The following is a 14,813-nucleotide window of genomic DNA, read 5'->3' on the forward strand; positions in this document are numbered from 1 at the left end:
AATGATAATTCATATAGCTTTGTTCAAATTCAAACCAGAAATTTCTAACGAAGACATTAATCATGCAATGGTTGAAGTTAGATCATTGAAGGACAAGATTCCTCAAGTTGTTGAGATCTTTGCTGGGGAAAACTTTTCTAAACACTCCAAAGGTTTCACTCATGCAATCGTGGTAAAATTTGCTAGCAGGGAAGATATTGATACCTATCGAGCTCACCCTGACCACAAACCAATAGCAGACAAACTAGATTCTTTAGAGGATGATTCTATAGGAATCGATTTTGAAGTATGAAAAGACTTTTCTTAGCCTCAGTTTTTGCTGAATCAGCAGATAAATTTGTTGATGCATTTCACGATTCCCTTGAGAAAACAACGGTAGCCTTTATTCCCACTGCTGCTGACCCATATGAGGACAAATGGTTTGTTGATGTTGATAGAAAAGCACTGGAAGAGAGAGGTTACTTAGTGCAGGAGGTAGATTTGAAGAAAAAAGGTGAAGGTAACTTGAGAGAAGAAATGGGTAATGCCGGTATAATTTTTGTCTGTGGTGGAAATACTTTCTACCTGCTTGAAAAGGCTAGAGAATCAGGTTTTGATGAGGTTGTAAAAGAGTTTGTTGAAAAAGGGGTTATCTATATTGGATCGAGTGCAGGGTCTGTGCTAGTAGGACCAGACATTGAACCAGTAGCGTGGATGGATGATCCCAGCAAAGCCAAATTAGATTCAACAAAAGGTTTTGGACTAGTAGACTTTGTTGCCCTGCCTCATTTTGGCAACAAGAAGTACATATCAAAATATGAAGAAATAATGGAAAAATATTCAGGAAAATACGATTTGATCAAGCTAACTGATCAAGAAGCAGTTGTTGTGGAGGGTGGGAACCATAGGATCGTATGAAGTCCCTAAAGTGGGTAAAGCAAATATATAGGTTTTTCTGGTAGTCTCTGTCTAAACCCAGCTTCTCGTTTATCAACTGGAAAGTTAAGCCAAGGATCCATCCATCTTTTCCCCATTCTACATAAATAATGTCCTTCAGGGTATTTCTTAGACCTTCTCAGAAAGACCATTTCCCCTTCCTTGTAAATTCTCTTTCTTAGTTTGGGTTTGATGTAATTGTATTCGTACCTCAACCCTTGGTTTGCGAGTACTTCAACGATTTCACGACAATAGAAACCTGTGTTCTGAGACTTTTTCTCACCCTCTCTAAACAGACTTAAAGCACTTTGATAACCAATTTCTAAGATTGAGGCAACACAAGCTACGCCACAACCAAAGTCGTCTTCCTGTTTTATTGGTTTCATAAAGGGATTGTAAGATTTATATATTTATTAACAAGAAGTAAAAAGCTGCCATTCTAGCATTTTAATTATCAGCCGCTCAACTAGACAACCAAGAAAGCTTTCGGCTAAACTTAGGTGAATGAAGCTAGCACCGAAACTGGTCCGCATTTTAGGTTTTTCAGAAGAAAGCGAAAGCAACAAATTCCTCTATCTGATCTGCATCATTTATCTTGTGGCTCTGAGCCTTTTCATGCTTTGGCATCGCATGTGGTTTTCCCCGGATCAATTTCTGATTGCAGCGGTGGTAGCAGCGCTTATTTTGGGAAAATTTGGTCAGTTTGTCAAAGATTGGGTGCCTTTCGTTCTCCTCTTTCTTGGCTATGAGGCCCTGCGTGGCCTCGCCCCGATTCTCAACAAAAACGTTCACATCACTGAAATGATCCAAGCTGACAAATTTATCTTTGGTTTTTTACCCACGATCAGACTCCAAGAGCTTCTTTTCTACCCGGGCCAGCCACAATGGTACGACTTTGTGGCGATCATTCTCTACATGTCCCACTTCATCATGCCCATGGTAACAGCCTTTGTTTTTTGGCTGCTTGATAAAAAAACCTTCCGGGAGTTTACTTGGGCACTGATCATTCTTTCTTTCGCTGGTTTTATCACCTATGTACTCTATCCAGCCATGCCACCTTGGCTGGCTGCCAACCAAGGCTACCTACCCCCCTTGGAAAAAATTATGGACGCCACTATCGCCAACCTCGCCAACCCTATTGCTCTACCAACCGTTTACAAGCTTTTCCGAGGCGATGAGGTCGCCGCCATGCCTTCGTTACACGCTGCCTACCCAATTTTAATCGCTCTTTTCTTTGTGCGTAAATTTCGCCTCTCCGCCCTTTTGACTGTCCCCTATGTAGCGACCGTTTGGTTTGCGGTAGTTTACCTCGGAGAGCACTACGTCATTGACGTTATCTTTGGAGCGCTCTACGCCCTGATCGTCTTTTTGCTTGTCACAAAGAAAGACTACTTACTGTCTAAGCTAAGGGTACTAAAAAACGAAACAAGAGCCGAGACTAGCAAAGCTCAGACTTGAAATTTAACTATTAGCCAAAATTTTGTTATGATTGAAACTGTGATAGAAGATCACGCTCCTGCCAAACACTTCAACAGCATCCGTTTCGCGGTCGCTGGTCTGATTCATGTCTTCACAACTCAGAGAAACTTTCGCTTGCAGTCCATTTTGGGATTGTTGACTATTCTTCTCGCCCTCTTGTTTGACTTTGACCGAGTCGAGTGGATCATTCTTCTTTTGACCATTGGGCTAGTTTTAACCGCCGAAATTGCCAACACTGTTTTGGAAACATTAGTTGACCTTTCGGTCACTCGCCTTCACCCCAAAGCAAAAATTGCCAAGGACTTGGCCGCCGCCGCTGTACTGATCATTGCCGTTTTTGCTGCCTTCATTGGCGCTTTTCTTTTTTGGCCCCACTTTTGGACTTTGCTCTGCAGCCTTTAGAACTCGGAAACGTTTTCCAGTATTTCTACTCGTTTGACTTTGTTCTCTGCCGCAAACTCCATGGCGACTACATCTATTCTTTCAGACTCTGGTAGTCCGGGGTGGAGAGCTCGAAAATACTCCGCGGTTTTGATGATTGAGGAAAGCTTCCTTTTTCCCACCGCCTCTTCCGGCAAACCAAATTCTGCACTCCAACGCGCCTTGACTTCAACAAAAACAAGGCAATCTTCTTTGCTAGCAACAATATCGATTTCTCCAAAACGGGAGTGAAAATTGCGCGCGATCACTTTGTAACCCTTCTTCGTAAGAAATTTGCTTGCCAGATCCTCAGCGAATTTGCCTGTGCTAGTTTTGGACATTGGCAGATAGCTCTGGTTCTGATAAATAGGCCCTGAGGTCGAAACTAAGACGGTGAACCGAGGAAAGGGAGTGTTTTTGGAGAGCCTCTTGGTGGAATTTGGTCCCATAACCTTTGTTTTTCCCAAAACCGTAGTCTGGAAAACTTCTGTGGAGTTTTCTCAACAAGCGGTCACGGTAAACTTTGGCAATGATCGAAGCAGCAGCAATTGAAGCTGAAAGCCTGTCCCCATGAATAATCGGCAACTGTTTTTCTTTTCGAATCCGCTTGATATAAAAAGCATCGACCAGAAAAAAATCAGGGACAACCTTTAACGACTGGACTGAGAGACGGAAGGATTTTTGGGCGGCTTTGCCAATTCCAAAACGGTTGATGTAGTCAACTTCGACAACCCCAATGGCTGTTGCCGCTGCACTGGCATAAATTTCTTTGGCGAGCTCCTCTCGAAGTTTGGAATTAATAATTTTTGAATCAAAAAGTTCTCTGGGGAATTGACAAAATTTGGGGAAAACAACCGCTGCACTGACAACTGGTCCAGCCCAAGCACCACGTCCCACTTCATCCACACCAGCAACAAATTCAAAACCTTTTTCCCAAAGAGATTGTTCGTGCTGCCAATTCGCAGCTCCGGGCATAAAATTAGACTCCTAGTGCGGCTTTTCCAGTCAGCTTGCGCAGATAAAAAAGTTTAGCTCTTTTTACTTTTGGTGTTTTCTTGACGGTGATTTTGGCGATTGTTGGGCTCCCGACCGGCCAAATTCTTTCGACACCAACTCCATCGCTAGCAATTTTTCGGACCGTAAAGGTCTTGGAATTACCTTCACCGCGCATTGAGATGACAGTTCCTTCAAAACTTTGAATTCTTTCTTTGCCACCCTCTTTAACTTTGGCGTCGACTCGGATACGATTGCCGACTGCAAACTGTGTTTGTTCCATATTCGGTTGCCTATTCTAAGCTAGGGGTAGATTTTTGTCAAATCTAAACTCCGCCAACCAAGAGCGAGAAAAGAACTACAAAAACCAAAAGACTTAAGGCGAGATATTCCCAAATTATTTTCGAATTTAAATTTCTTTCCTCAAGGTGATGAAAAATTCCAAAAGCAAAGTAGAGGGCTGAAATTGCAATAATCAGAACTGATTTTAAGGCTCTGGCCGGAACAATGTAGGCAGCCACCAAAAGCCCAAGGATTGAAATTGTCAAAAAACTGTATTGGACGACTCTTTTTGACATCTAAATTAATTTTCCTTTCGAAGTCACCAAAATACTGACGATCAATATCCCAATAACAATAGCATGAACCAGAGAATGGCTACCAGAACGTCTCACTCCCTTGCGATAGATAATAAAGGAATCAACCAGAAAGACACTAAAAAGGCTGAACAAAAGGAGGAGCTCAGCTTTCGCCGCCCAGGGAAGACCATCTAGTTTTTGCAAAACCCCGACTCCAGCGCTGAAAGATCCAGAAACCTTGGTGACAGCGGCGGCAGTGCTTTCTTTCACTTTGCCAGAATTTTTGTTGTTTAAAATCACTTTGTCAGAAACTGACTGAGGAGTAGCTTTCGGTATTACTTCTCCAGAGCCAGTTGAAGAACTGACAGCGGTTGAACGGGCGAAGAGTTGAACCACCAAGGTAGTTTGTTCTCCTTGCAAACTTCCATTAACCACCGCAACTCCAATTTCAGTGTAATTTTTGTTGAGCAAATTTTCTTTGTGTGAAGGACTATTCATCCAGCCTTGGACAACACCTTCTGAGGTTTGAAAATCACGGGCGAGATTTTCCCCGGCTGCACTGTATTTGTAGCCGACAATATCAAAAAAATGCCAAGGGGAAGTTCCGTCGGGAGCAAAATGAGCCCAGTAATCTTTTGCAAACATATCCGCCGCTTTTTTTTGGGCGGCTTGGTCTAGCAGGGCGCTTTCTTTCAAGCCTCTGACTCCGTTGCTTATTCTCTGCTCGTTGGTCAAACTAATAACTTCATTTTGGTAAATATTGGTGGCAAAGCCCAAAACGCGAATTTCACCCGCACTTAAATTGGACAGAAACTGAGTTCCAACCACGAGACCTGTAGCTAGAAATAAAGAGAAGTGACGGATCAGCAAAGGGTGGTTCTCGTTGCGCTGGTGTGGGATAAGCAGTTGAGCTAAAGTTTCACCAAACCCAAATTTTTTTCTTCTCCAGGCAAGCATACGTTTATTATAAGTTTAATAAGGGCGAGAGGCAATCGTTTCTGCGCAGTAAAACAGGCTTGGGTCGGTCAACTTAGTTATTTTTCCCAACAATCGGAAATGTGAATATCGACTTTGATAGGAACTTCTTTGAGGAGTTTTTGCCCACCTTCAACCATTTTCTCTTCAACTATCTTTGCCACCTCATCAACAATGTCTTCCCTAGCCTCAACGACAATTTCATCATGCACCGTGTGAATCATGTAGGCATCAAGCTTTCTGTCCTTAATTTCTTTGTACATGTAGACCAAAGCGTATTTGGTAATATCGGCACTGGTTCCTTGAATTGGGGTATTTTTTCCCTGTCGCTCAATCGAACCAAGAAGTCTTTGATACTCCGGATCGGTTTTGTCGGGAAGAGTAAACCGTCGTTTTCTTCCCCCAAGGGTTCGGACGTAGCCAACTCGAATTGACTCTCGACCAACCCGATCCATCCAACGCTTGACTCCTTTGTAGGTACTAAAATAAACATCAAGAAGTTTTTTTGACTCATCCACCGAGAGACCAATTTGGCTACTCAAGGAAGCCGGTCCTCGTCCGTACATCAGACCGAAATTGATTGATTTAGCTTGGAATCTCTTGTCCTTATCAACTTGGTCCTGAGGAATACGAAACATTTGGGAGGCGGTCAGAGTGTGAAGGTCGACGTCTTTACGAAAAGCCTCCAAAAAAACCGGGTCCTCGCTGACCTCGGCCATGATTCTCAATTCAATTTGTGAGTAATCGGCTGTAATCAATTTGTAACCTTCAGTGGCGATAAAACAGCTTCTGAAGCCACTATCAGCTGGTATTTGTTGGAGGTTTGGGTTGTTGCAAGCAAATCGACCAGTGTCAGCTCCCAGCTGAATGAAATCAGGGTGAAGACGGTTGGTGACGGGGTTAATTTTCTCTAGAATCGATTCTCCAAAGGCAGTGATCAATTTTTCGTGAGCTCGATACTCGCGAATCTTTTTTGCCAAAGGGTGGGCGGTTTTCTGCAAAGTTGCATCCGAAGTATTGGGAAGATCAACCCCGATTTTTTTGAAAATCGCCAAGAGCTGTATCGGGCTATCCAGGTTGACTGTATCCTCAACATTACCAAAAAGATCAACTTGAGAATAAGGGCTGAGATGGCGCAACTCGTCCTGGATTTCTTTGTTGATCTTGTCTCTTTTTTCCTCAAGCTCGGCGATATGGGCGCGCCATTTTTTCTGATCAATGAGTGAGCCTCTCAATTCCATTTCCGCTACTACTGGAATGACACTAAACTCCAGTTTTGCAGTTTCAATCAGATCTTCCTGCTGGAGTGCTTTGGTTTGCTTACGAAAAATTTCGTGGAGAATTTGGGCATCTCGCGCCGCGTAAAGAAGCTGTTCTCCTGAAAAATTACCTCTTAGAGAGGGGTTGGCTGGATCAATAAAACTTTCTCTGATCGTTTTGTCGAGTTTGACACCAGCGTATTTTTCAGCCAGAGTCTTCAAAGAAATCTCCCGAGAAACACCGTTGGTCAAAATGCGCTCGGCCAGCATCGTATCAAACATCAGGCCTAGGCTAATTCCGGATTGGACTTTCAACATAGCGTAGTCAAACTTGGCGTTTTGTGCGAGTTTCAAGGGCCGATCTGCTTCGAGCACGGTTTTTAGCGGGGAAAGATCGACTTTGGAACAATCAATTACGTAAGCGTGCTCCGGTGTAGCGATTTGTACGAGTAACAACTTAGAACGAAAAGGGTCGAGCAAAGTTCCTTCCGTATCCAAACCAATGACTTGCTGCTTCTCGAGTTCCGGGATGATTTTCAGCAGCTCTTCTTGGGTTTTAATAAAATCAAATTTAGTTTCGGTCAGAGTTTCCATTTAGGACAGCTTTTCTTTTAAGAGCTCCGCTGCTAAACCCGGGTCTGCTTTTCCTTTAGCTTGCCTCATCACTTGGCCTAGCAAAAAGCTAAAACTCGCAGTTTTTCCAGCTTTAAAATCGTCAACTGCTTTTTGGTTTGTTTTCAATGTTGAGACAACGATATCTGCAAGCTCTTCTTTATTACCCAGGGTAGACAGATCTTCCTCTTCAACGATCTTTCTGGGCATCTCGCCGCTGACAAACATTTTTTCCAAAACCTCTTTGGCAGAGGCGGCAGTGATACTTCCATTATCAATCATGAAGAGTAGTTCGACAAGAGCGGCCGGCTCGAAACTGATTGAGGAAAGGTCTTTCCCTGAATTTTTCAAGTTCCTAGCTATTTCCCCATTCATCCAATTAGCAACAATCTTGGCTCGACTGGATTCTATTTTCTCCTCTTTATTAGCCCGTGCATAGTCTTTAACCGCTTGCTCAAACCAATCTGCCTGCTCAAAACTCTCCGTCAGCAGACTCGCGTCGTAGTCAGACAAAGCGTAAGCCTCGACAAAGCGTGCTTTTTTTTCTGCCGGCATCTCAGGCAGTTGGCGACGAATTTTTTCTACATAATCTTTTGAAAAGGTAAGCGGTGGCAAATCTGGTTCGGGAAAATAGCGGTAGTCAGGGGAACCTTCTTTGCTGCGCTGGGATTTAGTTTCACCGCTTGTCTCGTCCCAACCCCGTGTTTCTTGACTTATTTTTTCTCCTTTTTCAAGCAGTTTCAGCTGCCTTGAAATCTCAAAGAAGAGGGCTTTCTCCAAATAACTAAAGGAGTTTATGTTCTTGATTTCGACTTTTGTCCCGTATTCTTTTTGCCCTTTTGGGCGCAAGGAAATATTGGCATCGAAGCGCATGCCTGCTTTTTCCATATCGGCATCAGCTACTCCCAAATAGCGCAGGGTCTGATGCAATGTTTTCGCATAAAGTTTTGCTTCCTCCGGTGAAGATAGATCTGGCTCAGTCACAATCTCAAGCAGCGGCACTCCACAACGGTTGAAATCGACCAAACTTGCTTTTTCCCCATCAACAGTCGCATGGGTCAGTTTACCGGTGTCTTCTTCCATATGAGCTCGGTTAATGCGAATTTTTTTGTTGTTAACAAGAAACCAACCATTGATGGAGATGGGCAACTCGAGTTGAGAAATTTGAAAACCTTTAGCAAGGTCTGGATAAAAATAGTTCTTGCGGTCAAACCTGCTTAAGAGATTGATCTGACAATTGAGGGCCAAACCAATTTTTACTGCGCTCTCAATTGCCTTTTCATTGATGACTGGCAACGCACCCGGAAGACCCAAACAAACCGGACAAGTGTGGCTGTTGGGAGTATTTCCAAAGTACTGTGCCGAAGTTCGACAAAACATCTTCGACTCTGTTTTGAGCTGAACATGTGTTTCCAAACCAATGACAATATCGTATTCCTTCATAGAGACGCTCCAAGGACAAGCAACCCAGCTTTGATCTTTTCCGCGGTTGCAGCTGCCTCAACTACTGGCATTTCAAAATTCAGGTTGTGAACCATTTCGTTACGCACTTTGTGCGCAAACCAAACTTGGTCGTATATCTCACGTTTGTATTTAAAAATCTCGCGCGCGAGCTTCAACCTTTCGCCGGTCGCAGTTAGTCCCGGATAGAGGCGGTCGAGAGCATAATCAAGAACTTTATCAGCTTCGAGGACAGCTTGTCTTCTCGAAGAAGGGTTGTTGGCCGCTAAAAGATCTTCAATGTTCTTCCACCGACCCTTGAGAACCTCTTGATCATAGGTTGACAAATAGCCTCTTTTTACAACTGCCGCTTTTGATTTCAGAAAATCAAAAAATCCCATTTTTTTATTCAAGCTCCGGCTTTTGTTTGTAATAAGCTGTTTCTTGTTCAAAGGCGTGAGCCAGTTTCAGTATTTTTTCCTCTTCCCAGTGGGCCGCCTGCAGCTGTAAACCTACCGGCAGGCCAGAGGTAAAGCCGGCTGGGACTGAAAGGGCTGGAATTCCAACTAAATTCGCGGTTACAGTGTAGATATCGGCCAGATACATACTCAGCGGGTCGTGGCTTCTCTCTCCAAATTTAAACGGCAAAACCGGGCTAGTCGGGCCTGCAATGATGTCAACCTTTTTGAAAACTTCTTGGAACTGCTCAAAAAGGACTCGACGCACTTTGGCAGCTTTGAGATAATAGGCATCATAATAACCCGAGGAAAGGGCATAAGTTCCGAGCATAATCCGGCGCTTTACTTCCGGACCAAAATTCTCTCGCCCTTTTCCAAAACGAATTCCGTCGTAACGAGCCATGTTGGCACTGACCTCAGAAGGCATGATCAAATAATAAATTCCAATCGCTTCCTTAGTTGCAGGTAGACTAACTTCCACTAGATCAGCGCCCAATTTTTCTATTTTTTTCAAAGCCGACTCAACGACATTTTTTACTTCAGTCTGCAAACCCTCCCCGAAAAATTCTTTTGGAACACCCACTTTCAAACCTTTAATTGAGGAAGCAAGATTTTTGCTGAAATCAGGTAGTTGTTTTTTCGCGCTTGTTGAATCGTACTTGTCATAACCACCGATTATGTTTAGCACCAGTGCTGCATCCTCAACAGTTTTCGTGATTGGTCCCACTTGGTCGAGCGAAGAAGCCATTGCTAGGACTCCATATCGGCTCACTCGTCCGTAGGTTGGTTTAAGCCCAACCAAGTTACAAAACGATGCTGGCTGACGAATACTACCACCGGTGTCTGTCCCAAGCGCAAAAACTGCCTGCTCTGTTGCAACAGCCGCCGCCGAGCCTCCACTTGACCCTCCTGGAACTTTCTCAAAATCCCAAGGATTGACTGTTTTACCCAAAGCTGAGTTTTCGGTTGAACCACCCATGGCAAACTCATCCAAATTTGTTTTTCCAAGCAAAACTGCGTGCACTTGCTCCAGTCGTGCGTAAGCAGTTGAGTTGTAAACCGGAATATAGTCTTCAAGAATTTTGGAGGCAGCAGTGGTCCGGATACCCTTGGTACTGATGATGTCTTTGACTGCAGCTGGAACACCGGTTAACCAACAAACTAGACCCTTATCCTTGCGAAGTTGGTCTGCCTTTTTGGCTTGTTCTAGGGCCAGCTCCTCGCTAACAGTCAAATAAGCCCCAATTTTTTTATCGAGCTTGGAAATTTTTTCCAGATGGTCTTTGGTGATTTCCAACGAGGTGAAGTCTCTTTTGTTTAAACCTTCTTCGACTTGTTTGATTGTCAAATTGGTTAAATTACTCATTCTAAAGTACCGCTTTTACTTTGAAAAAGCCGTTGTGGGTCTCCTTGGAGTTTGCTAAAGCTTCTTCTTGGGTTAAACCAGGCTCCACCTCATCTTCAGCTAAAATATCCTCTAAGCCGGTTATATTGGTTATCGGTTCTATCTTGTTCGTGTCTACCTTTTTTAACTCACCCATATTGTAATCAATCACTTCGGAGAGTTGCTGGGTGTAAAGCTCAATTTCTTTTTCCGAAAGGGAAAGACTAGCCAGTTTAGCTACGTGTTTTACATCTTCTTGACTAATTTTTTCCATTTTACTGGCCTACCTCCATTGCTCGTAGAGCTTTGACTCTTTCTTCGATCGGTGGATGGGTGTTGAACAAACTGGCAAACCAACCGACTCCCCCACCGTGACCACCCTTCAAGGGGTTGACGATATAAAGATGGGCTGTACCTTTGTTGGCCACTTCAAGGGGTTCTTTGTCGCCAGAGATTTTGAGCAAGGCTTTGGCTAATCCCTCAGGATAGCGAGTCAGCAAAACCCCACTACTATCCGCCAAAAACTCCCTACGCCGGGAAATTGCCAGTTGAATCACTTGCGCGATTAGAGGGGAGAGAAGGGCCAAAATGATACCGACGACAAACAAGATAGCACCGACTCCGTTTCTTTCATCGTTGTTTCGGTGCTGACCCAACCAAGTCATTCTGAAAAAGACATCGGCAAGCAAAGCGACCAAACCGACCAGTATCGTCACTACTGCCATCAAACGGGTGTCATAGTTGCCGACGTGAGACAGCTCGTGGGCCGCCACACCTTCAAGTTCTAGCTTATCAAGTTTTTGCAAAATTCCAGTAGTAAAACAAAGCACTGCATGCTTTGGATCCCTCCCAGTTGCAAAGGCATTGGGAGCGCTGTCCTCAATGGTGTAAATCTTCGGTTTTGGCAGCCCGGCAGCAATGCAGAGGTTTTCCACCACTCGATAAAGCTCGCGGTTGTTTTTCTCATCAACCGGGGTAGCCGCCGAAAGAGCTAGGATGATCTTGTCCGACCAGTAGTAGGAGGCAAAATTCATCACCCCAGCGATGATTAAAAAGATTCCGGTGAAGCCCAAGGCAGTTGGGTTGTCATAGCCCAAAGCTCGAGTCAATACAAAAGCGACAGCAACCACAAAAGTGGTAAAGAAAAGCATCAAAACCCAAGTTTTGCGTTTGTTGTTATCAATTTGATTGTAGGCGGTCAGAATTTGAGCCATAATCTATACCTGCCCCTGTATATTTGGCCAGCAATTTAACCTCTTAGATCTATATTTCAGAACTTGACTGCAACAGGCTTCTTCTCTTCTTCAGAAGCTGCAAAGAATTCGGTGGTCTTAAATCCAAAGACCCCGGCGATTAGGACAGTTGGGAAAACTTGTGTCTTGGTGTTGTAATCAAGTACATTAGCGTTGTAGAACTGTCGGCTGGCAGCAATTTTCGTTTCTGTGTCTGAGAGTTCTTGCTGTAGTTCTTTAAAATTCTCAGAGGCCTTTAGTTCTGGGTAAGCCTCAGCGACGGCAAAAAGAGATTTCAAAGCTCCGGTCAACATGTTGCTTGCTTCCCCTGCCTCTTTGGGATTACCCGCACTCATCAAAGCACTTCTTGCTTTGGTTACATTTTCAAAAACTTCCTTTTCGTGCTTGGCGTAACCCTTCACGGTTTCAAGCAAATTAGGAATAAGGTCTGTTCTTCTTTTGAGCTGAACATCAATACCGCTATAGCTTTCAGTAACCCTGTTTCTGGCTACAATCAGGCTGTTGTAAGTCATCCAAAGAAAACCAACAACCAGTACTAAAACCCCTAAAATTATGTACGTAGTTAGCATTTCTTCCTCCTTAATTGAAGTTAAGCTATTTTATCCTTTTGAGTATACGCTTTATTTCAGGTAGTGACAAGGTGTTTATGATGTCTCCCTTTTCGCACCAACCGCGCCTAGCGACAGAAACTCCATATTCCATCAAGTTTAAGTGCGAGCTGTGGTGAGCATCGGTATCAATTGAAAATTTGACTCCGCTGTCCTTAGCCAACCTCACTAGGTTGTCAGGAAGATCCAGACGATTGGGAAAAGCGTTGATTTCAATGATTTTTCCCAGCTCCTGCGCCTTTTTAAAAATTATTTCCCATTCAGCCTCGATTCCTTCCCTTTCGAGAAGCATTCTTGCAGTTGGGTGACAGAGAATGTTCACCAGCGGGTGCTCCAAAGCAGTAATAATCCTTTCGGTCATTTCTTCTTTGGATTGGCGAAAAGCAGAATGAATAGAAACGAGAATGACCTCATGCATCTCCAAAATTGAATCAGGAACTTGTAGCGTCATATCAGCATTTATGTTTACTTCGAGTCCAGAAATTACTCTTATTCCTTTCACTGAACTATTTACCTGTTCTATTTCTTCAATACGTTTTTTAAAGTCAAGTAAATTTGGATAAGAATGATCTGACATAACCAGATACTCTCTGCCTAGTTCTTTGGCCTTTTTGGCCATAATTTCAATTACTTCTCGACCATCACTCCAAGTTGAGTGGCTATGTAAATCCCCTTTTATATCTTGCAATTCAACTAATTTTGGCAGTTTGTGTTCAAGCGCGGCTTCAATCTCACCTTGATCTTCTCGCAGTTCTGGAGCTGGGTAGTCCATTCCAAGCAAGTGGTAAACTTCTTCTTCTTTGGTGAACTTGTGCAGTTCGCCGGTTTTTACCTCTTTCGTACCGTTATCGGAAACCGAGTAGCCTTTTTTGAGAGCCAAGGAACGCACTTTTATATTGTGATTTTTTCCACCCGTAAAGTGCTGCAAAAGGTTCCCATAAAGCTCAGGTGGTTGGACCATGAGATCAACTCGGATACCGTTTTTTAAAGCAATAGTGCTAGTTTTATCTCCTGCCTCAACAACATGGGAGATGCCTGGTGTTTTGGCAAAATGAGCAACTACTTCTTCTGGTTTATTTGAGGCTACCGAAATATCAATATCTCCAACTGTAGCTAGCCTACGTCTTAAACTGCCGAGAGTATGGGCCTCTTTTACCGAAGAGTGTTTTTTCAAATGCTCGATGACACCCTTAGCTATTTCCCCGGCCACCGGAAGAAGAATTCGATCACTCTTGCGTTTGTACTCCTCAACTCCCCGAAGAAGGTTGGCCAAGGATTTGCCGCTAAACTCTTTCACGAGTTTGTCTTTTTTAATTTTTTCTTCCAAATCATTGATGTCTTCGACCTTTGCTTCGGCTATTTTGAGCGCAGTTTTTGGCCCAACTCCCGGAATCTTTAGAAACTCAAAGAGGTTAGGTGGAACACCTTTGGAAACTTGCTCAAAGTGCTTGACTTTTCCCGTACTGAAAAGTTCATTGAGATAGCCGCGCAAACTTTTCCCCAAACCTGGGACATCATCGAGCTGAGCGGTTTCCCAAAGGTCCTTGATCTCAGAATTGGTATGCTCCACACTATCAGCCGCCAAATCATAAGCCCGAATTTGGAAAGAATTCATATTTTTGATTTGATAGACAGCAGAAATATTGCGAAAAAGATCAGCAACTTCTTTGTTGGAAAAATTGTAGGACATTTAAATTGATTTTAACAAAAGTTGAAGAGGAAATCCCGCGCAGTCGTCGCAAGTTGTTGTGCGCAACATGTAACGACCACGCGGCTCTCCTTCCCCTGCCTATCTCACCCGTTTATGGAGCTCTTCGTCGACACGGACAGCTCCATTCTCGTCAGTGTAGAACAAACGCACGAAAGGCACCCCAGACTCCCTGATTCTATCCCCTCCCCGCTCGTGGCGTTCAACTACAGTAGCCACACCAACCACCTCAGCTCCTTCTCCTCGTACTATTTCTGCGGTATAGAGCAAGGAAGAGGCGGTTGTGACCGTATCTTCGATCAAGACGACCCGACAACCGGGACGCAAAAGTGGTCCGCCGTCGTCAGCCACCGAAGCCGAGATCGTCTTCTCTTCCTTAAGACCGTGGGTTTTACTCTCTCGACGCACGAAAAAGCTGGGAATGACCGCACCCATGTCACGAGCCGCAGCAGTAAGTGCGGCGGTAACTGGAATTGCCCCTGACTCTTTACCACCGACGGCGTCTGGCCGCATCCTTATCACCGCTGGGGCTAGCAGTTTGCCAATGCTTGAGGCAAAGTTTGGGTGCAGACTGAGCAGTCGCAGGTTGCAGTAATAGTTGCTTTCTACCGCAGTCAAGCGAATTGGACTGTCGTGGTGGCTAATCGCAAACCTCTGAATGCTCTCCCGCAACATCTCGACTTCAAAAGCATCAACTCCCCACTGAATCGGCATTTCACTCTCTCCTCAAT

General features: G+C 44.1%; 19 protein-coding genes. 4 read left to right on the forward strand and 15 right to left on the reverse strand.

The genetic code is table 11. The features are described from left to right. Window position 1 precedes the first annotated feature (1 nt). Both Q8P13_03645 and Q8P13_03650 read left to right on the forward strand, forming a co-directional pair. Window positions 2-292, forward strand: a complete 291-nt coding sequence (locus Q8P13_03645) for a Dabb family protein (protein MDP2671520.1) — start codon at window positions 2-4, stop codon at window positions 290-292. After that, entirely contained in the window at window positions 289-897 is a 609-nt protein-coding gene (locus Q8P13_03650; protein ID MDP2671521.1) for a Type 1 glutamine amidotransferase-like domain-containing protein, read from the forward strand. The genes Q8P13_03645 and Q8P13_03650 overlap by 4 nt, the downstream gene beginning before the upstream one ends. A 5-nt stretch (window positions 898-902) precedes the next feature. On the opposite strand, the gene Q8P13_03655 is transcribed toward Q8P13_03650, so the two are convergent. After that, window positions 903-1,301: a hypothetical protein gene (locus Q8P13_03655; protein MDP2671522.1), complete on the reverse strand. Its 399-nt coding sequence runs from the start codon at window positions 1,299-1,301 to the stop codon at window positions 903-905. 118 nt (window positions 1,302-1,419) lie between these two features. Between Q8P13_03655 and Q8P13_03660 the strand changes: the two genes are divergently transcribed. Next, window positions 1,420-2,373, forward strand: a complete 954-nt coding sequence (locus Q8P13_03660) for a phosphatase PAP2 family protein (protein MDP2671523.1) — start codon at window positions 1,420-1,422, stop codon at window positions 2,371-2,373. A 27-nt stretch (window positions 2,374-2,400) separates the two neighbouring features. Then, window positions 2,401-2,796 carry a diacylglycerol kinase family protein gene (locus tag Q8P13_03665; protein ID MDP2671524.1) on the forward strand — a complete coding sequence of 132 codons (396 nt, stop codon included), beginning with the start codon at window positions 2,401-2,403 and terminating at the stop codon, window positions 2,794-2,796. Here Q8P13_03665 and Q8P13_03670 read toward each other — a convergent pair. The 14 genes from Q8P13_03670 to Q8P13_03735 form a co-directional block, all read right to left on the reverse strand. Further along, window positions 2,793-3,155 (reverse strand): YraN family protein, encoded by a 363-nt coding sequence (locus Q8P13_03670; protein ID MDP2671525.1) that lies wholly within the window; start codon window positions 3,153-3,155, stop codon window positions 2,793-2,795. The two genes, Q8P13_03665 and Q8P13_03670, sit on opposite strands and share 4 nt — an antisense overlap. Beyond that, window positions 3,142-3,789 carry a ribonuclease HII gene (locus tag Q8P13_03675; GenBank protein ID MDP2671526.1) on the reverse strand — a complete coding sequence of 216 codons (648 nt, stop codon included), beginning with the start codon at window positions 3,787-3,789 and terminating at the stop codon, window positions 3,142-3,144. Before Q8P13_03675 ends, Q8P13_03670 begins: the two co-directional genes overlap by 14 nt. 4 nt (window positions 3,790-3,793) lie before the next feature. Further along, on the reverse strand, window positions 3,794-4,090 hold the full coding sequence (gene rplS, locus Q8P13_03680; GenBank protein MDP2671527.1) for a 50S ribosomal protein L19: 297 nt from the start codon (window positions 4,088-4,090) through the stop codon (window positions 3,794-3,796). Window positions 4,091-4,133: 43 nt separating this feature from the next. Next, a complete protein-coding gene (locus Q8P13_03685) occupies window positions 4,134-4,385 on the reverse strand; it encodes a hypothetical protein (GenBank protein MDP2671528.1) in 252 nt (83 codons plus the stop codon). Next, entirely contained in the window at window positions 4,386-5,342 is a 957-nt protein-coding gene (locus Q8P13_03690) for a CAP domain-containing protein (protein MDP2671529.1), read from the reverse strand. Window positions 5,343-5,419: 77 nt separating this feature from the next. Further along, window positions 5,420-7,213: a DNA polymerase gene (locus Q8P13_03695; GenBank protein MDP2671530.1), complete on the reverse strand. Its 1,794-nt coding sequence runs from the start codon at window positions 7,211-7,213 to the stop codon at window positions 5,420-5,422. Next, window positions 7,214-8,674 carry an Asp-tRNA(Asn)/Glu-tRNA(Gln) amidotransferase subunit GatB gene (gene gatB, locus Q8P13_03700; protein MDP2671531.1) on the reverse strand — a complete coding sequence of 487 codons (1,461 nt, stop codon included), beginning with the start codon at window positions 8,672-8,674 and terminating at the stop codon, window positions 7,214-7,216. Continuing rightward, window positions 8,671-9,072 (reverse strand): hypothetical protein, encoded by a 402-nt coding sequence (locus Q8P13_03705; GenBank protein ID MDP2671532.1) that lies wholly within the window; start codon window positions 9,070-9,072, stop codon window positions 8,671-8,673. Before Q8P13_03705 ends, gatB begins: the two co-directional genes overlap by 4 nt. A 4-nt stretch (window positions 9,073-9,076) precedes the next feature. Then, window positions 9,077-10,495: an Asp-tRNA(Asn)/Glu-tRNA(Gln) amidotransferase subunit GatA gene (gene gatA / locus Q8P13_03710; protein MDP2671533.1), complete on the reverse strand. Its 1,419-nt coding sequence runs from the start codon at window positions 10,493-10,495 to the stop codon at window positions 9,077-9,079. Window position 10,496: 1 nt separating this feature from the next. After that, window positions 10,497-10,787 carry an Asp-tRNA(Asn)/Glu-tRNA(Gln) amidotransferase subunit GatC gene (gene gatC / locus Q8P13_03715; protein MDP2671534.1) on the reverse strand — a complete coding sequence of 97 codons (291 nt, stop codon included), beginning with the start codon at window positions 10,785-10,787 and terminating at the stop codon, window positions 10,497-10,499. A 1-nt stretch (window position 10,788) separates the two neighbouring features. After that, the gene (locus tag Q8P13_03720) at window positions 10,789-11,727 is read right to left on the reverse strand and encodes a M48 family metalloprotease (protein ID MDP2671535.1); all 939 of its coding nucleotides are present in this window, start codon (window positions 11,725-11,727) and stop codon (window positions 10,789-10,791) included. A gap of 56 nt (window positions 11,728-11,783) precedes the next feature. Further along, window positions 11,784-12,335, reverse strand: coding sequence for a LemA family protein (locus Q8P13_03725; protein MDP2671536.1), 552 nt, complete (start codon window positions 12,333-12,335; stop codon window positions 11,784-11,786). A 25-nt stretch (window positions 12,336-12,360) separates the two neighbouring features. Next, window positions 12,361-14,064, reverse strand: coding sequence for a DNA polymerase/3'-5' exonuclease PolX (gene polX / locus Q8P13_03730; protein ID MDP2671537.1), 1,704 nt, complete (start codon window positions 14,062-14,064; stop codon window positions 12,361-12,363). Between the two features lie 99 nt (window positions 14,065-14,163). Next, entirely contained in the window at window positions 14,164-14,796 is a 633-nt protein-coding gene (locus Q8P13_03735; GenBank protein MDP2671538.1) for a phosphoribosyltransferase family protein, read from the reverse strand. Between the last annotated feature and the right edge of the window lie 17 nt (window positions 14,797-14,813).

Source organism: bacterium, assembly GCA_030704665.1.
Classification (GTDB): Bacteria; Patescibacteriota; Microgenomatia; order Woykebacterales; family RBG-16-39-9b; genus JAUYID01.

What these genes read in the sequence shown, in the direction of transcription:
- Q8P13_03645 (MDP2671520.1), top strand. Translation starts at nt 2, where the DNA reads ATGATAATTCATATAGCTTTGTTCAAATTCAAACCAGAAATTTCTAAC.
- Q8P13_03650 (MDP2671521.1), top strand. Translation starts at nt 289, where the DNA reads ATGAAAAGACTTTTCTTAGCCTCAGTTTTTGCTGAATCAGCAGATAAA.
- Q8P13_03655 (MDP2671522.1), bottom strand. Translation starts at nt 1,301, where the DNA reads ATGAAACCAATAAAACAGGAAGACGACTTTGGTTGTGGCGTAGCTTGT.
- Q8P13_03660 (MDP2671523.1), top strand. Translation starts at nt 1,420, where the DNA reads ATGAAGCTAGCACCGAAACTGGTCCGCATTTTAGGTTTTTCAGAAGAA.
- Q8P13_03665 (MDP2671524.1), top strand. Translation starts at nt 2,401, where the DNA reads ATGATTGAAACTGTGATAGAAGATCACGCTCCTGCCAAACACTTCAAC.
- Q8P13_03670 (MDP2671525.1), bottom strand. Translation starts at nt 3,155, where the DNA reads ATGTCCAAAACTAGCACAGGCAAATTCGCTGAGGATCTGGCAAGCAAA.
- Q8P13_03675 (MDP2671526.1), bottom strand. Translation starts at nt 3,789, where the DNA reads ATGCCCGGAGCTGCGAATTGGCAGCACGAACAATCTCTTTGGGAAAAA.
- rplS (MDP2671527.1), bottom strand. Translation starts at nt 4,090, where the DNA reads ATGGAACAAACACAGTTTGCAGTCGGCAATCGTATCCGAGTCGACGCC.
- Q8P13_03685 (MDP2671528.1), bottom strand. Translation starts at nt 4,385, where the DNA reads ATGTCAAAAAGAGTCGTCCAATACAGTTTTTTGACAATTTCAATCCTT.
- Q8P13_03690 (MDP2671529.1), bottom strand. Translation starts at nt 5,342, where the DNA reads ATGCTTGCCTGGAGAAGAAAAAAATTTGGGTTTGGTGAAACTTTAGCT.
- Q8P13_03695 (MDP2671530.1), bottom strand. Translation starts at nt 7,213, where the DNA reads ATGGAAACTCTGACCGAAACTAAATTTGATTTTATTAAAACCCAAGAA.
- gatB (MDP2671531.1), bottom strand. Translation starts at nt 8,674, where the DNA reads ATGAAGGAATACGATATTGTCATTGGTTTGGAAACACATGTTCAGCTC.
- Q8P13_03705 (MDP2671532.1), bottom strand. Translation starts at nt 9,072, where the DNA reads ATGGGATTTTTTGATTTTCTGAAATCAAAAGCGGCAGTTGTAAAAAGA.
- gatA (MDP2671533.1), bottom strand. Translation starts at nt 10,495, where the DNA reads ATGAGTAATTTAACCAATTTGACAATCAAACAAGTCGAAGAAGGTTTA.
- gatC (MDP2671534.1), bottom strand. Translation starts at nt 10,787, where the DNA reads ATGGAAAAAATTAGTCAAGAAGATGTAAAACACGTAGCTAAACTGGCT.
- Q8P13_03720 (MDP2671535.1), bottom strand. Translation starts at nt 11,727, where the DNA reads ATGGCTCAAATTCTGACCGCCTACAATCAAATTGATAACAACAAACGC.
- Q8P13_03725 (MDP2671536.1), bottom strand. Translation starts at nt 12,335, where the DNA reads ATGCTAACTACGTACATAATTTTAGGGGTTTTAGTACTGGTTGTTGGT.
- polX (MDP2671537.1), bottom strand. Translation starts at nt 14,064, where the DNA reads ATGTCCTACAATTTTTCCAACAAAGAAGTTGCTGATCTTTTTCGCAAT.
- Q8P13_03735 (MDP2671538.1), bottom strand. Translation starts at nt 14,796, where the DNA reads ATGCCGATTCAGTGGGGAGTTGATGCTTTTGAAGTCGAGATGTTGCGG.